Genomic DNA, 23,542 nt, shown 5'->3' with positions numbered 1-23,542 from the left:
TATTAATTTGAGTGATCACTCAAATGTGAGCGAGGAATCCGGTTCTACGAGGGGTAGATGAGCCTTTGGTGCGCATGCACCCCGTCTATGTTGCGTATCAAATTCAGAAATTAAGGATTTGGCTAAAAAATCACCTTGACCATTCCCGCGCCAGTTCCCTACGATTTCTTGACCAATTGGTCAGGTGAGCGATTTGCCGTGAAGAAGGCGTTAAACTGCACGTTCCGGCTTCACCCGACCAGCCTGGGCGCCGTGTCCGACGGTCCTTGTTGCAAGGCGTCGGGCCGGGCGCGGACCGAAAGGTCAGGGCCATGGGTCCGAGATCACTAAGGCTGCCCAGAGGCAGCCGACCAGAGGAGTAGGGGAATGGCGTTTAAAGCATTGAAGGCACTGGCAGCATCGTCGGTATTCGCGGCATGTCTGGCAACCGGTGCCGCCGAGGCTGCCGATGAACTCACATTGCAGCTGAAATGGGTGACCCAGGGCCAGTTTGCTGGCTACTACGTTGCAAAGGACAAGGGCTTTTACGAGGAAGAAGACCTCGATGTAACCATCAAGCCGGGCGGCCCGGACATTGCTCCGCCACAGGTCATTGCTGGTGGCGGCGCGGATGTGATCATCGACTGGATGCCCTCCGCGCTCGCGTCACGCGAAAAGGGTGTGCCGCTGGTCAACATTGCACAGCCTTTCAAGAAGTCGGGCATGATGCTGACCTGCCGCAAGGACACCGGCATTACGTCGCCGGACGACTTCAAGGGCAAGACCCTCGGAGTATGGTTCTTCGGCAACGAATATCCGTTCCTGTCCTGGATGAGCCAGCTGGGCTTGCCGACTGAAGGTGGCGCGGACGGCGTAACGGTCCTCAAGCAGGGCTTCAACGTTGACCCGCTGCTGCAGAAGCAGGCCGACTGCGTCTCCACCATGACCTACAACGAGTACTGGCAGGTCATCGACGCAGGTCTTCCAGCTGAAGAGCTGATCGTGTTCAAATATGAAGACCAGGGCGTCGCAACGCTCGAAGATGGCCTTTACGTGCTTGAATCCACGCTGGATGACGCAGCAATGGTCGACAAGTACACCCGCTTTGTCCGCGCTTCCATGAAGGGCTGGGCCTACGCTGCCGAGAACCCTGAGGAAGCTGCAGAAATCGTCCTGGAAAATGATGCAACAGGCGCACAGACCGAAAAGCATCAGGTCCGCATGGTCGGTGAAATCAACAAGCTGGTTGACGGTTCAGACGGCAAGCTCGACATGGCTGCCTACGAGCGGACGGTCAAGTCACTCCTTTCCGGTGGTTCCGATCCGGTGATCACCAAGGAGCCGGAAGGCGCAATCACAACGGTCGTGACCGACGGTCTCTGATAAGTTTCAGAGAATGAAAAGCATTGAGGGCGCTCGCAAGGGCGCCCTTTTTCTTTGGAAAGCGCTTGCCGCCGCAGAGCTCTGCGACGTACCGTACCGAAGAGTTCGTGGAGACGGAATATTAAAAGTTGCAGCTTAGCGTCGACAATAACGAAATAGAGTGAGTCGGAAAGCAATGGCTTTTCAGTCAGATGAGGCCATCCAACCGGGAAGTATGTTCCGGGCAGAGAATGGCGAACGCAACGGCAGGAGGATTTTTTCCGGCCGAAAGCATCTGACTTTTGCCTTGCTCATCTTGGGCATGTTTTCCGCAATTGTGGCTGCGTTCCTGTTTGTCTTGTCTGCCGTCGTGATTTTCGAAAGAGAAGCGGAAAAGCGCGAGATCAGTTCTGTCAGCCGGGTCTTTGAAAATCACAAGAAAGGCCTTCTCCAGGAGATCGAGCGCTATGCGGTCTCCAATGCAGCCTACGTCAACATCGACACGAACTATTCAACGGCCTGGGTCGAAAGTCGTTTCGGTGGGGACATGGCTGCCGACTTCAGCCACGACCTGATCGTACTGCTCGACCGCCAGAAAAAGCCGGTTTTTACCAACAGCAGCGATTCCCGCTCCGCGCTTGCCGTGGAAGATAAAATCGTGACGGGAGAAGTCAAAACGCTGGTTGAACAAATCGCCCAGTCCTATCTCCTGGGCCTTGAAACAGACCAATCCGGAGAGATTGTCTTTGCCGGTTCGCTCAAGGATATCTCCGGCGTCGTGCATGTCGATCTCGACGGGCAAATTGCGCTGGTGGCTGCCTATGCAATTGCACCGGACCCCGGCGGCATTACCATGGTCCGGGACCGGCCTTTCGTGCTCCTGTCTGTCTATCCCCTGCATGAGGTCCATCTGCAGGAGATACTCGCCGCTCTTTCTCTGGGGAATCTCGAGGTCGAAGAAACGATCCCCGCAGACATGATCGGCATTCCGATCCAGAACGCGGACAATCACGTCCTCGCCTACCTCGCCTGGCGTCCGATGGCGCAGGCCTCCAGGATCATTCTGGCGTCTGCGCCGATCCTGAGCGCGGCTTTGATTGCAATCCTGGCGATTACCCTCTGGATCCTTTGGCAGAATTTTCAAGCAGCGCGCCAACTGGCCAGGCGCGAGCAGGAAGCCATTCATGCCGCGAAGCATGACGCTCTCACCGGCTTGGCGAGACGAGACCTGTTTTATGAGGACGCCGGCGCCGTTCTGTCGTCTCAGGCGGAAGCCGGTGGTTACGCGGCGGTTGTCTATATGGACGTCGATTATCTCAAGCAGACCAATGATGCCCATGGCCATGTCGTCGGTGACCGGTTGTTGACGATGATCGTTGCGTTCCTTCAAGAGCGAACCCGTCCGTCAGACGTAATCGGACGGATCGGAGGTGACGAATTCCTGCTGCTTTTGACCGATCGGGCTTCGCCAGAGGAGCTAGTGGCGGATGTTAGCGCGCTGAGCCAGGCAACAAACCGGCAACTCGACGTGGACGGCCACCACCTTCAGGCCTCCTGCAGCCTTGGTGTCGCGCTCTATCCTCACCATGGCGACGATCTTTCAGCGCTCATTAGAGCGGCAGATGTGGCGTTGCAAAGGTGCAAGTCCGAGGGGCGCGGCCGGTACAAGGTGTTTGACCGCGTCATGGATGATGCGCTGCGCGAACATCAGCGGATGCGCGATGAGCTCAAGACAGCACTGGAGGAGGATGAGTTTGTTCTCTTCTATCAGCCGCTCGTCGATGCAAAGACCGAAGAGGTGACCTTCTCTGAGGCACTGATCCGGTGGCAGCATCCCCAAAGAGGGTTGCTCGGCCCTGATGTGTTTCTCCCCCTGGCCCAGGAAGACGGGACCATCAACCGCATTGGTGACTGGGTCATGAGGCGCGCGATCGCGGATGCTTCCCTGTGGCAAACGGCCGGCGTCACCGTGAACGTCTGTGCGACGCAGCTGGTCGAAGAGAACTTCGTCGGCAACGTCTCGAAACTGTTGGCGGAATATGACCTGCCGCCTGAGCGGCTGGTTATGGAGATCACGGAGTCGGTCATGATGGAGCGCTCAGAAACAATTCGGGGTGTCTTTGCGGACCTCAACGAACTCGGCATCGCTGTGGCGATTGATGACTTCGGCACCGGCTTCTCGAGCCTCAGCTATCTCCATGAGTATCGGTTTCAAAAGATGAAGATCGACCGCAGCTTCGTGTCACGGATAGAGACGGACCCGGATGCGGGCCAGATCATCCACACCATGATCGGTCTGGCCAATGTGCTTGGCATGCAAGTGGTGGCGGAAGGTGTTGAAACCGAAAAGCAGCGCGACTTTCTTAGGAAGGCAAACTGCGATTATTTGCAGGGTTACCTGTTTGGCCGTCCTGCACCGCTCGATGATGCGACAAGACGATCACGGTTGATCGCTTAATTCTTCAGCAAATTGAGAGAGCTTTGGCAGGCGTCGATCTCTTAGTCGGCGCGGCGCATGGCAATCACGTTTGGCTCCTGGGCCGGCACGTGCCGCATTTTGTGGGGCTCTGTGGAAAAGTTAAGCCTGGCGGCACATTGAGCCCCGAAGACGACCGCTGTCATGACGATCAGTGTCACCGGCCACACTGCAGAAGTGACGACGGCGGACAGCAAACGAAGATTGCTGCTGTTCCCGCGATCGATCAGTTCGGCTGTGGAAAAGATCAGGAAAAACAAGGCAATCACGCCATAAAGCGTTGCAGCTAATATAAGAAACAAAAGCATGGCGACCCGATCTCCAATCCACATCTGGATAGCGTGAACTTGGTTAACAAACAATATCATGCCGGGATTGGGTCAGCAATGAAAGGGTTGTTTTGCCAGCAGCTGCACGCCGCAAACGTTATTCGGGAAGCCAGAGTCCTGCGTTTTCCGCGCCTCGATCGATCAGCACATGGGTGTTGGCAAAGACGCGGTAGCCATGACTCCAGTCGCCGTCGGGCCAGCGGATACGCACTTGCGCCCGCTCAGATACGCCGAGGCCGAAATGCAGGAAGCCAGCCTGTCCGGACGCATGTCCCGCTCCAACCTGCACATCGCGGACAATTGTCTTGTTGCCAATCTTGACGCTGACCTTCGCGCCGACAGCCATACGGTTGGGTTTTCCGGGCTGCCTGACCTCGACACTCAGCCAGTTGCCGAGTGGGCGCGGGGTCTCCGATGTGCCCGCTCCGACATTACGAAATAGGCTGACAGGCGCCGAGCGGTTGACGACCACGAGATCCAGAAGGCCGTCCATATTGAAATCGGCCAGCCCTGCGCCGCGTCCACGCCGGTCCAAGGCAATGCCTGCATGATCCCCGACTTCCGAGAACTGGCCGTCCCACTGGCCCAGAAGCAGATTGTCAGGGTCGTAGGCCGCGAAGTCCGGCATGGCCTCGACATTTCCCTTGGCTATGAACAGATCCCAGAGCGTGTCGTTGTTGACGTCCTGAAATTCCGAGTGCCAGCCCGTCGACGGACGCAGGTCGGTGCCAGTGTATGGCCTGTGGGCTGTGAGGCCCTTGTCGAAGGCAATGTCGCGATAGACCGGAACCGTTTCGTCAGCTTCGTCATCGAGCATTTGAAGCTTCGTGTCGCCCATGCTGGTCAGGGCGAATTCAGGATAGCCGTCCACATTGAGATCGATGGAGGCAATGCCCATGCCCCATATCTTGAGGTGACGCCAGCCGTCGGCTCTCCGGTAAAGGCGTGCGGGTCGCCCAGGAGGAACGGCCCATAGCTGCTCCTCTCCGCCGCGGTAATAATGCCGGTCGTTCGAGACGCGCAAGGCATGTTCCCCCGACCGGTTCCAGTCGGTAAAGAGGATCGACAAGCTGCAATAGCCGGGGCTCAGGCGCTCTGGGTTTGAATAGTCGAGGCTGTTGCCGCCTTGCGGGCGGAACAGGTAGTTGTCGTGGCAAGCTCCCCAGGGCGCGCCGGGCGCAGACCGGTCAACATAGTTGCCGAAAGCGAGGCTCGGAAACTCCGCGTCCCTTTCCCAGATCGCGGAGAAGGCGGTGGTCCACTCGCGCCCGCCGTCGAAGCCAAGTGCGCGGTTGGCGCTTTCAAACCGGCATTCGCCAAGACCCCTGAGCAACATGTTCTCGCCCAGGCGGAGCACCGCAAGGTCCATGATGCCGTCATTGTCAAAATCGAGCGGGTAGGCTCCGAGAACCTTGCTATCCTGCCGTTCGCCGAGGCCGGTTTCCGTCTTCTCGAAGGACAATACGCCACCGGTCGCGCTGTTGTTTTGAAACAGGCTCGCGCGGCCCTTGCCGCCAGCCACAAACAGGTCCGGTCGCCGGTCTCCGTTGCAATCGAAAATCGCAACACCGCCGCCGACGAAGTACTCCCAGGGACCGTCATAAGTGTGATCTAGGCCGGCAGCCGCCGCTTCTTCGACAAAGTTCGGCACCGGAGCCAGCGATGGCTTTCGCTCTGCGTCCTGGGCAAGAGCGGAAAATGCGCTGGTCGCAATCGCCGCAACGATGCAGGGCAGATGCTTGAAAAGAGCGGTCATTGCGCGATCTCCAGGCTGCGCAAAAACGCAATCATGTTCTGCCGTTCCGCTTCATCGAGCGCCGAATAGGCTTTCCGGGCGTCGGTTGCTTCGCCGCCATGCGCCTCGATGATTTCATGCAGGCTTGTAAGGTCGCCTCGATGTCCATAGGGCGCGGTGCTTCCAACGCCCCAAAGTTCGGCGGTCAGGAAGACGTCTCTTGCGACAAAACGCTGGCTGAGGAGTTCGTTGCCCAAGGTGTCGCGGGCCGCGTCCGCAATCCGGTGGCGTTTCAGGTCTCCGAAAAGCGGCACAAGTGTTCGCCCTTTGGCATCCTTGGGCAGAGCCTGAACCCAGGCGAACTGCGAGAAGTCCAATTCTATCGGAAGATCCACATCGGTCGGCCGCAGGGTCCCTGCGTTGTCATAGGGCCCAGGGTCCTGAAAGATCAGACTTTCGAGCGGCAGGGCCGGGATGTGGCACGCTGCGCAGCCAAGATCGGCAAAGAGCGTTTCACCGGCGGCGGCTGCCGATTGCCAGACCTCCGGAAGGTCGCTCTTTCGCGTCGGGGCAGGCAAGCTTGCCTGCCAGGCGACAAGAGCGGAGACTTCACCGGCACCCACTTCGTCAGGCATGTCATCGCCGTCAAAGTCATTCGTGCCCGTCCACCGTGCGCCAAAGCGCTCGCTGGCCTGAATGCCATGGTGATGGTTGAGAGCGTTCACTGTGAACTGGCGTAGGGACGCGAAAACACCCTTTTGCCCGAAGGGACGAAGTGTGAGATCTGCATCAATCCCGTCCAGGCCGGACACGTCAAGCGTTCCATCGGCCTTTGCGCTCAACTTTCCGAAGGAAACACCCTTGGTCGCAAGGGTAACCGTGACGGTTTCGCCTGAGTGGCGCGCCTTGGCCAAGGCCTCACGGCGCTGGGCGCGGAGATCACGCGTCATTTCGCGGGCGAGCATCTCGATGAGCCCGGAGCCCTGAAGGGCGTTGGTGCCGCGTTCGTTAGAAAATTGCGGATCTATCGTGTCGAAATCGGCGCTTTCAAAGCCTTCGGACACAAAGACATTGGCCGTAAAATCGCCCGCCCCGCCCGAGACAGGAACGTTGTGACAAGAGGCGCAGGAATTGGCATCGAGGCCCGCCATTCTCTGGAAAACATAGGCCGAGGGTCTGCGGCGTTTCGTTGGAACGATGGCTTGAGTGGCCTCCGGACGTCCTGCGCCATCGGCTGCGGTGAATTTGCCTTCAAACAGCCTCTCACCATGCTCGATCAGAAGCTCCAGCGAACGCTCCGGCTCTCCTGCAAACATGTCATAGTCGATTGGCTCACCGAGAACCTGCTCGCTCCAAGGAGGTGTGGCGTCCGACACCGCCTCATCGGCACGGGCTGACATGGCGAAGAGCTGCGCGATCAGCAACGATCCCGCCAACGCGGGGATCATCACTGAAAACCGGCTGGAGCTGATCATGCCAGCGCCTCAGTCTCACCGCCTTGACGCTGAACGACCGCTCGCGGAGTGCCGGTACCGTTGTAATCCTGGTCCAGCCTTTCCATCGCCTGGGCGATCAGTCCCCTGCGGATGAAGTCTTCGTTCCATGGCATCACGTCGATGGAAAAGTTCTGCCTCAGGTCTGTGACGAGCGCTTCTTCCAGTCCGGCATGCATTCCCGCCTCCATATAGTCGAAAGCACGCATGCCAGCCCCGGTCAGAACGATCCGCTTCGGGTCGATCATGGCGAGCAGCCTGGCAAGTCCGTAGCCGAGCACCTTGCCGGCATCTGCAAAGGCCTGCAGCGCGTTCTCGTCGCCGATTTTCGCCTTTTCGATCAGAGCTTCGAGCGCTCCGGCCCCGGCAGATATGTCTTTGGGGTCGGTATCGTCGGGAAGATGCGAGGCAGAGCGAACCAGGGCATAGTCGGAAAGATAGGCTTCCATGCAGCCACGCTTGCCACACCGGCACAGTGCGCCGCCAGGAATGTGGTTGGCATGTCCGAATTCTGCGGCTTTGCCGCTTGCCCCTGCAAACAGCTGATTGTCGAGGTAAAGGCCCATCCCAACCCCGTAATCCACCATCACGACCGCGAAGGTGCCGCTGTATTTGGCCGGGTCGGACCAGTGCAGCGCTTCTGTGATCATGTTTGTGTCGTTTGAAAGGATGCAGTGGGCGTCAAAGGCGCACTGAAGGGGATCAACGATCGGGATTTCCCGGCCTTTGAAGGCGGGGCTCCAGACGACCATTCCCGCGTTCAGCTCGACGACGCCCTGGGCCGCGACCCCGATCTCCTTGATCTGGTTTTGGTCGAGGCCTGCTTCCTTTGTGAAGGATTTGATGGCTTCGATCAGGAGGTCCGGAAAATTGTGACGGTCGGCGGCGGCGCTGTCGAACGATATGCGTTTCGTCAGAAAGGTCTCGCCGGCGAAATTGGCCAGCGACATGTCGATCGTGTTCACTGAAATCCGCAAACCGATCACGCAGGCGGCGTCCGGATTCAGGCGCAACAATGACCGGGGCCGCCCTCGAGACAAGGGGGCCTTTGGTTCGTCGCTTTCGAGCCCTTCAATCAGACCTTGTGCGAGCAAATCCGACGTAATCGCCGTGACGGTTGCCGGACTGAGCTTTGTAAATTTGCCAAGATCTATTCGGGCGAGGGGACCGTTTCGGCGCAAGGTCTGCAAAATGATGCTTCGATTTTGACGCCGTATCTGGTCCCTATCCGCTTTCCTCGTCATCCTTCTCGCAGCTTCCTCAAAGGTGTTTCCTCGTCTTCCGGTTTTCCGGAGTGTTTTGTTTGATCCCTGCCGATTTATGGACGCAGGTGACAGTTTTGTAAAACCATGTTGACAGGAGCCACGCTTTGGAGCAACTTTTTTTCGGACATCAAAAAAAATAATGCTAAGGATGTCGACGTGGGGGCAAACAGCCCCTTGGGATGAAAATACGAGACGTGACCCCGGAGGTGGGTAAACGTCTGCAGGAGGAAACACATATGCGTAAAATCGCTTCCGTACTGGCTGGCGCCCTTATGTCCGCCACAGCCGTAAACCTTGCCCATGCAGATGACGTTGTTGTTGGCGTAAGCTGGTCCAACTTCCAGGAAGAACGCTGGAAGACGGATGAAGCCGCCATTAAGGGCGCTCTCGAAGCTGCCGGTGCAACCTACATTTCTGCTGACGCGCAGAGCTCTTCTGCCAAGCAGCTTTCTGACGTTGAAGCGCTGATCGCGCAGGGCGCAACTGCACTGATCATCCTTGCGCAGGACGCACAGGCGATTGGCCCAGCTGTTCAGGCTGCTGCCGATGAAGGCATCCCGGTTGTTGCTTACGACCGTCTCATCGAAGACCCGCGCGCCTTCTACCTGACCTTCGACAACGTCGAAGTTGGCCGCATGCAGGCTCGCGCTGTTCTCGCAGCTGCGCCTGAAGGCAACTACGTCATGATCAAGGGCTCCCCGACCGACCCGAATGCGGATTTCCTCCGCGGTGGTCAGCAGGAAGTTCTCCAGGCCGCCATCGACGGTGGCAAGGTCAAGATCGTTGCTGAAGCCTACACAGATGGCTGGCTGCCGGCGAACGCTCAGCGCAACATGGAACAGATCCTGACAGCCCAGGACAACAAGGTTGATGCTGTTGTTGCGTCCAACGACGGTACAGCCGGTGGTGCTGTTGCAGCCCTGACCGCTCAGGGCATGGAAGGCATTCCGGTTTCCGGTCAGGACGGCGACCACGCTGCTCTGAACCGTGTTGCCAAGGGCACTCAGACTGTCTCCGTCTGGAAAGACGCTCGTGAACTCGGCAAGGCTGCCGGTGCAATCGCTGCTGCGCTTTCCGGCGGAACCGAAATGTCTGCTGTCGATGGCGCAGGTACCTGGACGTCTCCGTCCGGCACCGAGATGACGGCTCGTTTCCTCGCGCCGATGCCGATCACCAAGGACAACCTGACAGCTGTTGTCGATGCTGGCTGGATCACCAAGGACGCGCTCTGCCAGGGCGTATCCAACGGTCCGGCTCCTTGTAACTGATAGTCAGCACACTAAAACTGCTCCGGCCATCTGGCCGGGGCAGTCACATGCGCGGGTCCTGATAGCTGATTGCTTGGACAGGACGGTTATCCGGCGATAACATCCGGATTGTTGCGCGTGCGACTGGTCTCCAAGCAGGAGTTTCCCGATGTCCGATGACGCCCTGTCTGGGTCAAAAGCCCCGACAGCTCGCAATTTCTTTTCCGCCTTGCAGCTGGACACGCGCCTTTTGGGCATGATCGGCGCATTCGTTGTGCTGTGTCTTGTCTTCAACGTGTTCACAGACGGTCGGTTTCTGACGCCTCGCAACGTCTTCAACCTGACGATCCAGACCGTCTCTGTCGCCATCATGGCAACCGGCATGGTCTTTATCATCGTGACCCGCCATATCGATCTCTCGGTCGGCTCGCTTCTGGCGACGGTTGCCGCGGTCATGGCGGTGGCACAGACAGATTTTCTGCCGAATGCGCTGGGCCTTGAGCTGGGGCACCCGATGCTCTGGATCCTGTCGATCGTCGCCGGCATGGTGGTTGGTGTGATCATCGGCGCGTTCCAGGGCTGGATGGTCGGCTATCTGGGCATCCCGGCATTCATCGTGACGCTTGGCGGCCTGCTGGTTTGGCGGAACGCTGCCTGGTTCATCACGGACGGGCAGACGATTGGTCCGCTCGACGAGACGTTCACGAAAATCGGTGGCATCGGCGGCACGTTGGGCGAGACCTGGTCCTGGATCTTCGGCGTCCTTGCGGTGGCCGCAGCCTTTGCCTTGCAGTTCATGTCGCGCAAGCGCAAGAGCTCCCATGGCTTTCCCATCAAGCCGCTCTGGGCAGAGCTCACGATTTCCGGTCTGATCGCTGCGTCGATCCTCGGTTTTGTCGCAACGCTGAATGCCTATGACATTCCGGCTGCGCGGTTGAAGCGGATTTTTGCAGCTGCCGGCGAAACGATGCCCGAAGGCCTGACCATGGGATACGGCATTCCCTATTCGGTTCTGCTTCTGATTGCCGTGGCCGTGGCCATGACCATCGTTGCACAGCGGACCCGCCTCGGCCGTTATATCTTCGCAACCGGAGGCAATCCGGACGCGGCTGAGCTCTCGGGCATCAACACACGCTTCCTGACGGTCAAGGTCTTCGCACTGATGGGTGGTCTCTGTGCCCTGGCTGGTGCGGTCGCTGCCGCCCGTCTTGGCTTCTCGACCAATGACATCGGCACACTTGATGAACTGCGTGTTATCGCAGCTGCGGTGATTGGCGGAACCGCTTTGTCTGGCGGCGTTGGAACGATTTACGGCGCGATCCTCGGAGCCTTGATCATGCAGTCGCTGCAGTCAGGCATGGCCATGGTCGGTGTGGACGCACCGCTTCAGAACATTGTCGTCGGTATCGTTCTTGTCTTTGCCGTCTTCGTCGACATCCTCTACCGCAAGCGCACGGGAGACTGATCCAATGACAACTCCCCTGGTCGAAATGAAAGACATCTGCATCTCCTTCGGTGGAGTGCACGCTGTCGACCATGTGTCCGTCGATCTTTACCCAGGTGAAGTCGTCGGCCTTCTGGGCCACAATGGCGCCGGCAAGTCCACTTTGATCAAGATCCTGTCGGGAGCCTACAAGGCCGACAGCGGCGAGATCCTGATTGACGGCAAGCCGGTGACCATCAACAGCCCGCGTGATGCGCGTGCCGAGAACATCGAGACCATCTATCAGACACTCGCTCTGGCAGATAATCTGGATGCGGCCTCCAACCTCTTCCTTGGCCGGGAACTGACCTCGGCGATGGGCTTTGTCGATGACGATGCCATGGAAGCGGAAACCCGCAAGATCATGGGCAAGCTCAACCCGAACTTCAAAAAGTTCAACGCGCCTGTGAAAGCCCTTTCGGGTGGTCAACGCCAGTCTGTCGCGATTGCACGTGCCGTCTATTTCAACGCGCGCATTCTGATCATGGATGAGCCGACCGCAGCGCTGGGCGTCCATGAAACCCAGATGGTTGCGGAGCTGATCCAGGAGCTGAAAAAGCAGGGTCTGGGCATCTTCCTCATCAGTCATGACATCCACGATGTCTTCCAGCTGTGTGATCGTGTGGCGGTGATGAAAAACGGCCAGCTCGTTGGCAGCGCCAAGACAACGGATGTGACCGATGATGATGTGCTTGGCATGATCATTCTGGGCAAATGTCCGGAGGGCGCGACGCCTGGTCCCGGCGCCCTGAACGACGACACCGTACTCGGATAGCGAAAATCATGACCGCCTGGCTTTCCGGGCGGTCGTTTTCACCCTCTCTTGACTTGTTCCTGAGAGTGGCTGAAGAACCGCAAGTGCCGATAGGGCAACCTTTCGGCACTTTCTTTCGAATCTATTTGAGGGGCGTACCTCATGTTTATCGGTCTCGACATCGGGACAAGTTCGGTCAAGGCCATCTTGCTCGATGAAAACCAGAAGCTGGTCGCATCGGCGACGTCAGATCTGACTGTGCAGCGGCCACATCCGTCATGGTCTGAACAGGATCCGGACAGCTGGTGGACGGCCTGCGAAACGGCGATGGATGAGCTTGCCCGGACAGCTGCTGGTGAAATGGCCGCTGTAAAGGGCATTGGCCTGTCCGGGCACATGCACGGTGCGACCCTTCTGGGCGCGGGCGACAAGCCGCTTCGCCCCTGCATTCTGTGGAACGACGGTCGCTCTGCCAAGCAATGTGCCGAGCTTGAAGCGGCTGAACCCAAGTTCCTGTCTCTTGGCGGAAACCGCGTCATGCCCGGTTTCACTGCTCCCAAGCTTCAGTGGGTTCGCGAAAATGAACCGGAGATCTTCGACAAGACCGCCAAGGTGCTCTTGCCGAAGGATTATGTCCGTCTCAAGCTGACAGGCGAGCACGTTGGCGACATGTCTGACAGCGCCGGGACGCTCTGGCTCGATGTGGCCCGTCGCGATTGGTCCGATGACCTGCTGGCGGCAACCGGACTGACACGCGATCACATGCCCAGACTGGTCGAGGGCGCCGAGAGTTCCGGTCAGCTTCGCCCGGAACTCTGCAGGCGGTGGGGCATGGCGTCTGCGCCAGTTGTCGCCGGTGGCGGCGGTGACAATGCGGCATCGGCTTGCGGCGTCGGCGCGACGACCCCTGGATCTGCCTTTGTATCGCTGGGCACGTCCGGGGTGCTGTTTGTGACCAACGATCGCTTTTCGCCCAATGTTGAAAGTGCGGTCCATGCGTTCTGCCATGCCGTGCCTGATACCTGGCATCAGATGGGTGTGATCCTTTCGGCGACCGACAGCCTTAACTGGCTGGCAGGGACTTTGGGTGCGAAGCCGTCAGATCTGACGGAAGGAGTGGGTGTTATCTCGCGTCCCTCAGACGTTCAGTTCCTCCCGTATTTGGGCGGCGAACGCACCCCGCACAACGATGTTTCGATCCGCGCGGGTTTCTACGGCATCTCGCACGAAACCGACAACCGCGAACTGACCCACGCGGTCCTCGACGGCGTCGCATTCGCGTTGAAGGACTGCATGGAGGCCCTCGCCGTGGCGGGGACATCGGTTGAACGGGTAACCGCGGTCGGTGGTGGCTCGCGCTCCAAAGCCTGGCTCGAGATCATCGCAAGCCTTCTTGATGTGGTGGTGGATGTCCCCGCCGATGGAGATTTCGGCGCCTCTTTGGGAGCCGCACGCCTGGGTCAGGCAGCCGCAGCAGGCACCACCGAGGGCATTTTCACACCTCCGCCGATGCGGACCAGCATCGAGCCCCGCCCTGAACTGACAAGCGCCTATTCGGAAGCCTATTCCCGCTGGCGCAAATTGTACCCGGCCCTCAAGCAGGCCGGATTTTAAGGAGAACGCTCATGACCACCGGATTTTTCGGCGACATCACCAAAATCCCGTTTGAAGGGCCCGACAGCACCAATCCGCTGGCTTTTCGCTTCTACGACCCGGATGAGGTCTTCATGGGAAAACGCATGGAAGATCACATGCGTTTTGCGGTTTGCTATTGGCACAATTTCGCCTGGCCCGGCGGGGATCCGTTCGGAGGTCAGACCTTCGAACGCCCATGGTTCCCGGCAGACAGCATGGAGCTTGCCAAGCTGAAGGCGGACGTCGCCTTCGAAATGTTCACCGCGCTTGGCGTTCCCTACTACTGTTTTCATGACGCGGATGTCCGTCCGGAAGGCGCGAGTTTTGCCGAAAACACCCGTAACTTGAACGAAATCGTCGACTACTTTGAAGAAAAGCAGGCTGCGACCGGCCTGAAGCTTCTCTGGGGCACGGCGAATCTATTCTCGAACAGCCGCTTCATGTCGGGCGCTGCGACCAATCCTGATCCCGATGTCTTCGCCTTCTCCGCAGCGACGGTGAAAACCTGCATGGATGCCACCCTCAAGCTGGGCGGCGAGAACTATGTTCTTTGGGGTGGTCGTGAAGGCTATGAGACCCTTTTGAACACTGATCTGAAGCAGGAAGATCAGCAGCTCGGCCGCATGCTGAACATGGTGGTCGATTACAAGCACAAGATCGGTTTCAAGGGCGCGATCCTGATCGAGCCGAAGCCTCAGGAGCCGACCAAGCACCAGTACGATTATGATGTCGCAACGGTCTACGGATTTTTGAGGCGCCATGGTCTCGAGAACGAAGTGAAGGTCAATATCGAGCAGGGACACGCGATCCTGGCAGGCCATTCCTTCGAGCATGAGCTGGCGATGGCAAATGCTCTTGGAATCTTCGGGTCCATCGACATGAACCGGAACGACTATCAATCCGGTTGGGATACGGATCAGTTCCCCAACAATGTTCCGGAAATGGCGCTCGCCTATTACGAGATCCTGAAGGGCGGTGGCTTCATCTCTGGCGGAACGAATTTCGACGCCAAGCTGCGGCGCCAGTCCCTGGATCCTCAGGACCTTCTCATTGCCCACATTGGTGGAATGGACTGCTGCGCTCGTGGTCTCAAGGCCGCCGGGCGCATGCTTGAGGATGGCGTCCTGACGGATTTCGTCAAGGATCGTTATGCTGGCTGGCAGAGCGAGGAGGCCAAGGCGATGCTGACGACATCCTCACTCGAGGATATCGAGCAGCGCGTCCTCAAGGAGGAAATCAACCCGCAGCCGGTCTCCGGACGTCAGGAATATCTGGAAAACGTGGTCAACCGCTACGTCTAAAACAGGCCGCCGCGCGCCGATCCTGGCGCGCGGCAAACACTCTGCTGTTATTTTGTGCCCTTGCTGGCCATTAATTTCGCTGCGTCGTCTTTCATCCATCCTCGGCAAGACCTAAGAATGTGGCATGAACGATGCGCCGCAGCTTGAGCCGGACATGGCTCTTTTTCTCGATTTCGACGGAACGCTAACCGAGTTGGCTCCGCGCCCTGAAGAAGTTCAGGTCGCCGGCGAAGTCGTGTCTTCCCTGCAGCAACTTCAGACCAGACTCGAAGGAGCTGTTGCGGTCATTTCTGGCCGTCCAATAGCGCAAATTGATGATTTCCTCGCGCCGCTTCACTTGCCGGCTGCGGGTCTTCATGGCCTTGAGCACCGCATGGCTGCCGACCGGGATGTCCTGCGCGATGAGCCAAGCCCTGACATTCGTGCGTTGAAAGGCCTGCTGAAAAACGCCGATCTTTTGAAGCGAGGAGCAACGCTTGAAGACAAGGGCCCGGCCATCGCAATGCATTACCGCGCCGCGCCTGAGCTGGAGGCTGAAGTTGTCGCCCTGATGAAAGAGGCTTTGAAGGGCCTGCCGGCACTTCATCTTGTCCATGGCAAGATGGTGGTCGAGGCCAAGCCGTTTTCCAGCGACAAGGGCTATGCGGTTCGCGCTTTCCTCGAACAGCCGCCCTTTAAAGGGCGGCGTCCGGTCTTTATCGGCGATGATGTGACCGATGAGGACGGAATAGCCGCAGCTCAGGATGCTGGCGGTTTTGGAATCAAGGTGGGCGCCGGCAACACCGGCGCATTGCACCGCTTGAAGGATGTGGCCGCCGTGCATGACTGGCTGGCCGGTAGGACGACTGTATCGGAGACCTGAAGCATGGTTTGGACGCCACCTGTTGAACTGTCCCCGTCGCTGGACCTGGCGATGATCGGCAACTGCTCTTTTGCCGGGTTGATAGACAAGATGGGCTCGCTCGTCTGGTGCTGCCTGCCCCGGTTTGATGGCGACCCGGTTTTTCATTCCCTTCTGGGAACACGGGGCAACGAGGGCGATGGCGCGTTCAACATCGACCTGAACGGCGCCGTGCGCAGTGAACAGGAATATGTGCCGAACACGGCGATCGTGAAGACGCGGATCTTCGATGGTCAGGGCAACGCCATCGAGATTACCGACTTTGCACCACGGTTCACGACGAAGGGCCGCATGTTCCGGCCCAACGGGATTGTCCGGCGCGTACGCCCGCTGTCTGGCCATCCGCGCATCAAGGTTCGCTGTCGTCCACGCTTTGCCTGGGGTCAACGCGTTCCGGATGTGACGTTCGGCTCCAATCACATTCGCTGGGTGGGCAATGGAACAACCCTGCGCATGACGACGAATGGATCCGTCACTTACATCCGCGACGAGACCCCGTTCCTACTGGACGGACCCATGTCCTTCTACCTTGGACCGGACGAGTCGCTGACGGATCATCCGGACCGGATTTGCCGGGACTTTGAGGAAAACACAGAGACTTACTGGAAACACTGGACGCGCCGGCTCGGCTTGCCTCTGGAATATCAGGAAGCAGTGATCCGGGCAGCGATCACGCTCAAGCTCTGCACCTATGAGGAAACCGGTGCGATTATCGCAGCGGCCACAACATCAATCCCTGAAGCGGCTGGCACCCAGCGCAACTGGGACTATCGCTATTGCTGGATCCGGGACGCGTTCTTCGTGGTGCGCGCGCTCAACTCCCTCTCCGAAATGGAGACGATGGAGAACTATCTGCGATATCTCAACAACATCGCGGCGATTACCCAGGGCGGGCACGTACAGCCGTTGTTTGGCATCGGCATGGAAGAAAAGCTTGTCGAGACCACGGTCGACCTGCCGGGGTATCGAGGCAATGGTCCGGTTCGGGTCGGCAATCAGGCCTATGAGCATTTCCAGCACGATGTTTACGGTCAGATCGTTCTTGGTGCGTCCCAGGCCTATTTTGACAAGCGGCTTCTGCATCAGCCGGGGCTGGATGACTTCCGCCGTCTCGAGCAGATTGGCGAACGCGCCTTTGCCATGCATGATCAGCCTGATGCCGGCATCTGGGAGCTGCGGACCCGGGCAAGGGTTCACACATCCTCATCGCTGATGTGCTGGGCTGCCTGTGATCGCCTTGCCAAGATCGCCAATCAATTCGGCCTGTCGGATCGTACGGCCTTTTGGCGTGAGCGGGCCGAACAGGTCCATTCGGTCATCTGCCAGAGAGGCTGGAACGAGCAGAAAGGCGCCTTTGTCGAAAGCTTCGAAGGCAACGATCTGGATGCGAGCCTGCTCCTCATGGCGGAGGTCGGCTTCTTGCCACCGAACGATCCACGCTTTATCGCGACGGTCGACAAGATCGGCGAGACCCTCCGGCGCGGCAATCATCTGTTCCGCTATCACGCAGCCGATGACTTTGGAGCGCCTGAAAACGCGTTTAACATCTGCACCTTCTGGTACATCGACGCCCTTGCGCGGATCGGCCGGAAAGAAGAGGCGCGCGAAATCTACGAGACCATGCTGTCTTGCCGCAATCACGTCGGCTTGCTGTCGGAAGACACCACGCCGTCGACCGGCGAGCTTTGGGGCAACTTCCCCCAAACCTATTCCATGGTTGGCATCATCAACGGGGCTGTTCGCCTCAGCGCTGGATGGGAGAAAGTCATCTAAGGTTCGACTGCGGGCCGTAAAATGAAGCTTCGAGACTTCAAAAACACAAATGGGAGAGCATCAAATGGGACGGCTTGTCGTCGTATCGAATCGAGTGGGACCACTGAAGGATACGGGACGGGCTGGCGGGCTGGCAGTGGCCCTGGTCGACGCATTGACCCAGACCGGAGGCCTATGGTTCGGCTGGTCCGGAGAGATCTCCGAAGAGGGTTCTTTCGGGCAACTCAAGACCCAGAAGACGCGCAAGGTTCAGATGGTCCAGATGGACCTGACGCAGGCCGACTACGACGAGTTTTATGCTGGCTATGCCAATCGCACGCTGTGGCCGATTTTGCACTACCGGCTCGATCTCGCGGTCTTCGATCGGCGCTTCGAGCAGGGATATCGGCACGTTAATGACCGGTTTGCGACCCGCCTCCGGCCCTTGTTGCAGGACGACGATGTCGTCTGGGTGCACGACTATCACTTCCTGACGTTTGCCGCGAATCTGCGCGCGATGGAGGTGAACAATCCGCTCGCGTTCTTCCTGCATATTCCGTTTCCCGCACCTGAAATCCTTGCAGCCCTTCCGAACGCCGGCTCCATCGTCCGTGCCATGCTCGCCTATGATCTTGTGGGTTTCCAGACCCGGCGGGATGCTGACAATTTCCGCCGTTTCGTGATCGAGGAGCTGGATGCGACCGATTTGGGCGATGGCCGTATTTCCACCGGCGGGCGAGAAGTCATCGTCCGTGCCTACCCCATCGGGATCGACGCAGAGGCATTCTCGAAGTTCGGAATGACCCCGGAAGCGCGCCGGAATATGTCGCGCCTCGAAAAGTTGATGGGCGGCCGCCAACAAATCATTGGCGTTGACCGCATCGACTATTCAAAAGGCCTGCCGGAACGCTTTCGAGCCTTCGAACGATTGCTGGAGGATTATCCGGAAAACCGGGGCCGCGTGTCGCTCATGCAGGTGGCTCCGCCATCACGTGCCGAGCTTGATGCCTATATTGATATTCGCAGGGAGCTCGACGAGATGACGGGCCATGTCAATGGCCGGTTTGCTGACCTCGACTGGACGCCGATCCGTTTTCTGACCAAGTCTTTCCCACGCCGGGCGCTTGCGGGTATTTACCGGGCCAGCCGCGTTGGCCTTGTGACCCCTTTGCGCGACGGTATGAATCTGGTCGCAAAGGAATACATCGCGGCGCAACGGGCAGAGGATCCTGGTGTGTTGGTTCTGTCCCGATTTGCCGGCGCGGCAGAAGGCATGAAGGAAGCCGTGATCGTCAATCCGCATTCCGCCGAAGAGGTGGCAGCGGGTCTTCAGTCTGCTATCACGATGCCTCTGGAGGAGCGGCGGGATCGCTGGCAGATCATGTTCGACCGCCTTTGCGAGGAAGACGCCATTGCCTGGTCCAGATCGATCATGAATGATGTGGCTTCTATGAAGGCCTAGGCCATTTTCCGGCAGCGCTGGGAGCAATAAAGGACTGTGTCCCAGTCGCGGTTCCACTTTCGGCGCCAGGAGAAGGGTCGGCCGCATGTCCGGCAAATCTTCTGGGGCAAGTCGGCTTTCTTGCGCATTTTCATCGTGGTCGGCTTCCTCCGCTCCAGCTGATCTACGCGAAGAGGAAGCAACCGGATTTTACAGACCGCGGAACAGGTGCTGTCCGTCCGGGTCGGAAAGATCGTGAAGACGGTGCGCCGCCAGTCTGGCAAATCGAAGCATGACGGCCTTGCGGGTGGCTGCTGCAACCTTGTGTTCCGGCGCATCGCGCAGGACTTCAGCGCCATACCCGTCAGAGATGATCAGCCCGGCATCCTCTGGGAATATCTCATTGGGCATATCCGTGTGGGTTGCAAAGAACAGCCGGTCGCAGTGTTCCCGGTAGTCGGGCCATTTGGTGTCGGCGCGAAAGTCAGCGACAGATGATTTGACCTCGATGATCCAGAGTTCGTGTTTCGGCCCAAGGGCAATCAGGTCCGCGCGGCGACCGGACGCAAGGGTTATCTCGGGAAGACAGGCAAAATTCAGCGCCCTGAGCATGCGTGCGGTGCCACGCCAGATCTTGAGAGCGGTCTCTGACTGGCGGCCATCCGTTAACGGGTCGTCAAGCGTCACACGCTGGCCCGAAGGTGTAGTCTTGCGGCTCATTCTTGATTAGTTCTATATATGTTCGCGTTTTTCAAGAATTTTGCGTCCAAGTTTTAATGAGATAGGTTCAAATGCGAGTGTCTTCATAAGGAAATGGTCGTTTAAAGCCCTTCCGGTGCATGCTTGGCGTTCAAGGGAAATCCAGATTTGACGATACCGGCAAAGCATTAGTGTTGCGATGACAGGCCTTCCGGCCATAGGTTAGCGACAATTGGGATCAGCAGCAGCGCGGGAGAAGTTTGGCGTGAAATGGGTTTTGGCAGCTGGTGTTCTGGCGTTGGCGTTCAGTTCTGAACTTGCCGGCCAGGCTTTTGCTGGCAAAGGAGACCGCGTTGTTTCTGTGCAGCGGCGGTTTCCGCTGTTGGAGCGAAAAGTGCTGGATCTGCGCTTCGCTGATTTCGCACAAGGGATCTGGACGACCGATCAGGAAGCTTGTTCGGATCTCCGCTCCATTGATCGCAGCCAGCCGGGTTCTACGGTTGCCATCTTCAGAGGGCTGATGGAAACCCCCGACAGGATCTGTACTGTCTACGGAGCAGAGCAGGGCGCGCTGGAGGCGCAGCGCGCGGCGATGAACTGTGATCTTGTCGCCGGCGGTGATGCATTGGGTCTTTTGACTGTTCGCCGTCGCGGATCGCAGGGCCTAATGGTTCAGGATGGCGAAAGGCCGCCGGAATATTTCCGTTTCTGCCGTGGTATTGTTCCCGTCACTCAATCGGTAAGTCAGTAGCGCTCGGTTATTTGCTTGCCGTGCTGCCAAGACTAAGTTGCTTTGCAAGCGTCAGCATGGCCTCGTCGGCAGGAAAGCGCTCGAGTGTCTCAGTGAGAAGCTGCCGCGCCATTTCAGTCTGCCCGGCTTTGAAAAACCAGTTCACCCGCTGAAGCGGCAGCTGCTTGCGCCATCGCTTTGGCAGACCTTGAAGAACCGGGTCGCTCTCGACCAGGGCCTCAGCCTTTTCCATCGTTTCGAGCGCTTTATCTAGGTCGCCGGCCCTAGCGTAGGTCTCTGCAGCGAGGCGCATAAGGCCTGGATTGGCCTGAAACGCCTCAAGTTCGGTGATGTCCGCTGGATCGACCACGGCATCCGATGCCAATGCTTCGCCAAGATCTCCAAAAGCGCGAAGGTCGTTCGCGGTGATGTCACAATTCAACTGTTTGGATGCAAGCTCGCGAGCTGGGTCACGTTCGAAGGTGCGGATGAGGCGCCGGATGATGTTGAGCGAATAGAGATGGTCGTGGTTTGCGTGGGTTGAACGCAGCAGGTGGCGGCGCGCCTTTGGCAACAGCTCGTTCGCAGCAATTGCACCAGCTGCATCCACGGCATCGAAACAGCCAAAGTACAAATTCAGCTCATGGGAATACGTTTCTGCGAGGCTTTTGAAATCAACAAGTCGTTGATCGTTCGCATCAATTTCATATGCGGTGCTTTGATAGCCGGACCGGCCAAGGCGGAGCTCCGGCCCAAAAGCGTGAGTATCGCCGTCTTGACGTCTCAAACCCGTCAGTAGCGCCCCATATCCGCCCATGGATGAACCATAGTAGATCATCCGCTCCGGACTGACTTCTCCCATCGCAGCTGAGAGGGCCGCATCGATGGCGTGCTCAAGCCCGAGATACCAGTCGCTACCGGTGTCATTCAGAAACAGGCAGTTGTGACGCGTTTTGGCAAAGAGCCGCTCCAGTCCGAATTTCCCGGCGGGCACGCGCACCTGGGAAAACACAATGACGAGAAGCTTGCTCTCGCCATGCTTCAGAAGGCTGTCGAGCCGCCCATGACGTGAAGCAGATGTTGGATGGTCCATCTGCAGACAGTGCAGGCAAGATCCGTCAAACTCAACAGCGTGTCACGTTGTGCTCAGATTTCCGGGCCGGACCATATTCCAGACTGCGCATTGCGTTTGGGTGTATGCGATTCCGAGATGTGGGCCGTTAGCGGATCCAGTTCGCAGAGGGCTTCATACTGACTGAGGAACACCTTGCCTGTGAGGTGCGTGAGGAAATCCGTCTTCTGCAGACGGTCCATGACCGGGCCTTTGACCTCGGAAAGGTGAAAGGAAACGCCGCTGTCTGACAGGCGATGATTGATCTCTTCAAGGCTCTCGAGCGCGCTTGCATCGATTTCATTGACCGCAGGGCACATCAGCACCACGTGCTGGATTTCCGGCCTGTCTGCCACGAGCGCGTAGATTCGGTCTTCCAGATAGCGACTGTTTGCGAAGAACAGGCTTTCGTCGACACGCAGCGTGAGAACGCTTTCTCCCGTCGCCACGGTGTGGCGGTCAACATTTCTAAAATGCTCGGTTCCAGGAACAATACCAACCACGGCCATATGCGGACGGCTCGAGCGATAGAGGTAAAGCGCGATCGAAAGCACCACGCCCGACACAACACCCTGCTCGACGCCGAAGAACAGCGTGATCAGGATCGTAGCGGCCATGGCGGCGAAATCGCTCTTGGAGTAGGCATAGGTGCGTTTGATCGCTCCCAGATCCACCAGAGAGAGCACGGCAACAATGATGGTTGCGGCGAGGGTCGCTTGCGGCAGGTTGGTCAGAAGCGGCGTGAGAAACAAGGTTGCGACGGCAATGCCGACAGCGGTGAACGCGCCTGCGGCAGGTGTTGCAGCGCCTGCATCGAAGTTGACGACCGAGCGGGCAAAGCCGCCGGTAACCGGATAGCCGCCAGAAATGGCAGAAGCGATATTGGATGCACCGAGCCCGATCAGCTCCTGATCCGGTTCGATGCGCTGTCGTTTTTTCGCTGCGAGGGTTTGGGCCACCGAAACGGATTCAACGAACCCGATGACCGAAATCAGAAGGGCGGCAGGCGCCAACTGAAGCCAGAGCGCGCTGTCGAAACTTGGCAAGTGCGGCATCGGCAGACCGGAGGGAATATCACCAACGAGACGCACGCCTTTCGAACCCAGATCAAACGCGGCGGCGACCAAAGTGGTCGCGGCGACTGCGGCGACCGGACCGGCTTTGGTCAGGATGTCTGCGAGAAACGGCTTGATGCCGACACTGAGGAGCAGCTTTTTCAGACCCTTGCGGACCCAGAACAAGAAGACGGTTGCCGTGACTCCGATGGCAAGCGTGACAAGATTGGTTTCGCCGACCTTCGAACCGATGGACAGAAGGATGTCGTAGAGATTGTGGCCGGAGGCAGGGACGCCAAGGATATGTTTCAGCTGGCTTGAGGCGATCAGCAGCCCGGAGGCCGTGATGAAGCCCGAGATGACCGGGTGACTGAGAAGATTTGCAAGAAAGCCTAGCCGGAAAAAGCCCATGGCCATCAGCATCAGACCGGAAATGAAAGCCAGGACAATGGCGGCACCAAGGTATTCTGGTGTTCCCTGCTGAGTGAACTCACCGACGGCAGAGGCCGTCATGAGAGAGACAACGGCGACGGGCCCGACCGCCAGAGCCCGGCTGGTTCCGAAGACGGCATAGGCCACCAGAGGCAGGATTGAGGCATAAAGACCGACTTCGGGCGGGAGACCCGCGAGCAGCGCATAGGCCAGAGACTGCGGGATGAGCATGATTGTCACGATGATCGCCGCGACCAGGTCGCTTGTCGCCGCTTCCTTGTCGTAGGTCCGGCCCCAGGTCAGGATCGGAAAATAGCGCTTCAAATGGTTCATCGGACCCTGCGTGTGGCTTTTCTCATGAT

Annotated in this window: 19 protein-coding genes; 11 read left to right on the top strand and 8 right to left on the bottom strand. The window is 58.4% G+C overall.

Translation table 11 applies throughout. The features are described 5' to 3' along the window. Window positions 1-366 precede the first annotated feature (366 nt). Window positions 367-1,362, top strand: coding sequence for an ABC transporter substrate-binding protein (locus tag IG617_RS20615; RefSeq protein ID WP_192111082.1), 996 nt, complete (start codon window positions 367-369; stop codon window positions 1,360-1,362). Between the two features lie 175 nt (window positions 1,363-1,537). Then, window positions 1,538-3,799: a putative bifunctional diguanylate cyclase/phosphodiesterase gene (locus IG617_RS20610; RefSeq protein WP_192111081.1), complete on the top strand. Its 2,262-nt coding sequence runs from the start codon at window positions 1,538-1,540 to the stop codon at window positions 3,797-3,799. Window positions 3,800-3,840: 41 nt separating this feature from the next. Here the strand turns inward: IG617_RS20610 and IG617_RS20605 are convergent, their stop codons facing one another. The 4 genes from IG617_RS20605 to IG617_RS20590 all read right to left on the bottom strand — a co-directional run bounded on the left by IG617_RS20605 (window position 3,841) and on the right by IG617_RS20590 (window position 8,618). Beyond that, the gene (locus IG617_RS20605; protein WP_192111080.1) at window positions 3,841-4,125 is read right to left on the bottom strand and encodes a hypothetical protein; all 285 of its coding nucleotides are present in this window, start codon (window positions 4,123-4,125) and stop codon (window positions 3,841-3,843) included. Between the two features lie 118 nt (window positions 4,126-4,243). Further along, window positions 4,244-5,902: a CRTAC1 family protein gene (locus tag IG617_RS20600; protein ID WP_192111079.1), complete on the bottom strand. Its 1,659-nt coding sequence runs from the start codon at window positions 5,900-5,902 to the stop codon at window positions 4,244-4,246. Then, window positions 5,899-7,356 (bottom strand): di-heme oxidoredictase family protein, encoded by a 1,458-nt coding sequence (locus tag IG617_RS20595; protein ID WP_254170639.1) that lies wholly within the window; start codon window positions 7,354-7,356, stop codon window positions 5,899-5,901. Before IG617_RS20595 ends, IG617_RS20600 begins: the two co-directional genes overlap by 4 nt. After that, entirely contained in the window at window positions 7,353-8,618 is a 1,266-nt protein-coding gene (locus IG617_RS20590; RefSeq protein WP_192111078.1) for an ROK family transcriptional regulator, read from the bottom strand. The genes IG617_RS20595 and IG617_RS20590 overlap by 4 nt, the downstream gene beginning before the upstream one ends. A 257-nt stretch (window positions 8,619-8,875) precedes the next feature. On the opposite strand from IG617_RS20590, the gene xylF reads away from it, so the two are divergent. The 8 genes from xylF to IG617_RS20550 all read left to right on the top strand — a co-directional run bounded on the left by xylF (window position 8,876) and on the right by IG617_RS20550 (window position 19,174). Next, window positions 8,876-9,907, top strand: a complete 1,032-nt coding sequence (gene xylF, locus IG617_RS20585) for a D-xylose ABC transporter substrate-binding protein (RefSeq protein WP_192111077.1) — start codon at window positions 8,876-8,878, stop codon at window positions 9,905-9,907. A 148-nt stretch (window positions 9,908-10,055) separates the two neighbouring features. Beyond that, the gene (locus IG617_RS20580) at window positions 10,056-11,351 is read left to right on the top strand and encodes a sugar ABC transporter permease (RefSeq protein WP_192111076.1); all 1,296 of its coding nucleotides are present in this window, start codon (window positions 10,056-10,058) and stop codon (window positions 11,349-11,351) included. 4 nt (window positions 11,352-11,355) lie between these two features. Next, window positions 11,356-12,144, top strand: a complete 789-nt coding sequence (locus IG617_RS20575) for an ATP-binding cassette domain-containing protein (RefSeq protein WP_209008638.1) — start codon at window positions 11,356-11,358, stop codon at window positions 12,142-12,144. 141 nt (window positions 12,145-12,285) lie between these two features. Further along, a complete protein-coding gene (gene xylB / locus IG617_RS20570; protein WP_192111075.1) occupies window positions 12,286-13,737 on the top strand; it encodes a xylulokinase in 1,452 nt (483 codons plus the stop codon). Window positions 13,738-13,748: 11 nt separating this feature from the next. Further along, window positions 13,749-15,059, top strand: a complete 1,311-nt coding sequence (xylA, locus tag IG617_RS20565) for a xylose isomerase (RefSeq protein ID WP_192111074.1) — start codon at window positions 13,749-13,751, stop codon at window positions 15,057-15,059. Window positions 15,060-15,183: 124 nt separating this feature from the next. Next, window positions 15,184-15,921, top strand: a complete 738-nt coding sequence (gene otsB / locus IG617_RS20560; RefSeq protein ID WP_192111073.1) for a trehalose-phosphatase — start codon at window positions 15,184-15,186, stop codon at window positions 15,919-15,921. A 3-nt stretch (window positions 15,922-15,924) separates the two neighbouring features. Beyond that, the gene (locus IG617_RS20555; RefSeq protein ID WP_192111072.1) at window positions 15,925-17,733 is read left to right on the top strand and encodes a glycoside hydrolase family 15 protein; all 1,809 of its coding nucleotides are present in this window, start codon (window positions 15,925-15,927) and stop codon (window positions 17,731-17,733) included. A gap of 64 nt (window positions 17,734-17,797) precedes the next feature. Then, window positions 17,798-19,174 (top strand): alpha,alpha-trehalose-phosphate synthase (UDP-forming), encoded by a 1,377-nt coding sequence (locus tag IG617_RS20550; RefSeq protein WP_192111071.1) that lies wholly within the window; start codon window positions 17,798-17,800, stop codon window positions 19,172-19,174. On the opposite strand, the gene IG617_RS20545 is transcribed toward IG617_RS20550, so the two are convergent. Next, window positions 19,171-19,302, bottom strand: coding sequence for a DUF2256 domain-containing protein (locus tag IG617_RS20545; RefSeq protein ID WP_209008664.1), 132 nt, complete (start codon window positions 19,300-19,302; stop codon window positions 19,171-19,173). The genes IG617_RS20550 and IG617_RS20545 overlap by 4 nt on opposite strands. Before the next feature lie 61 nt (window positions 19,303-19,363). Next, window positions 19,364-19,873: an MmcB family DNA repair protein gene (locus IG617_RS20540; RefSeq protein WP_192111069.1), complete on the bottom strand. Its 510-nt coding sequence runs from the start codon at window positions 19,871-19,873 to the stop codon at window positions 19,364-19,366. A gap of 244 nt (window positions 19,874-20,117) precedes the next feature. On the opposite strand from IG617_RS20540, the gene IG617_RS20535 reads away from it, so the two are divergent. Beyond that, window positions 20,118-20,603, top strand: coding sequence for a hypothetical protein (locus IG617_RS20535; protein ID WP_209008637.1), 486 nt, complete (start codon window positions 20,118-20,120; stop codon window positions 20,601-20,603). Window positions 20,604-20,610: 7 nt separating this feature from the next. On the opposite strand, the gene IG617_RS20530 is transcribed toward IG617_RS20535, so the two are convergent. Continuing rightward, window positions 20,611-21,675 carry a hypothetical protein gene (locus IG617_RS20530; protein WP_192111068.1) on the bottom strand — a complete coding sequence of 355 codons (1,065 nt, stop codon included), beginning with the start codon at window positions 21,673-21,675 and terminating at the stop codon, window positions 20,611-20,613. A gap of 53 nt (window positions 21,676-21,728) precedes the next feature. After that, a complete protein-coding gene (locus IG617_RS20525; protein ID WP_192111067.1) occupies window positions 21,729-23,513 on the bottom strand; it encodes a SulP family inorganic anion transporter in 1,785 nt (594 codons plus the stop codon). Between the last annotated feature and the right edge of the window lie 29 nt (window positions 23,514-23,542).

Origin of the sequence: Roseibium polysiphoniae, assembly GCF_014842925.1 — a bacterium.
GTDB lineage: Bacteria > Pseudomonadota > Alphaproteobacteria > Rhizobiales > Stappiaceae > Roseibium > Roseibium polysiphoniae.
Note: the sequence above shows the minus strand (reverse complement) of the source record. Positions and strands in the feature narration are given on the sequence as shown.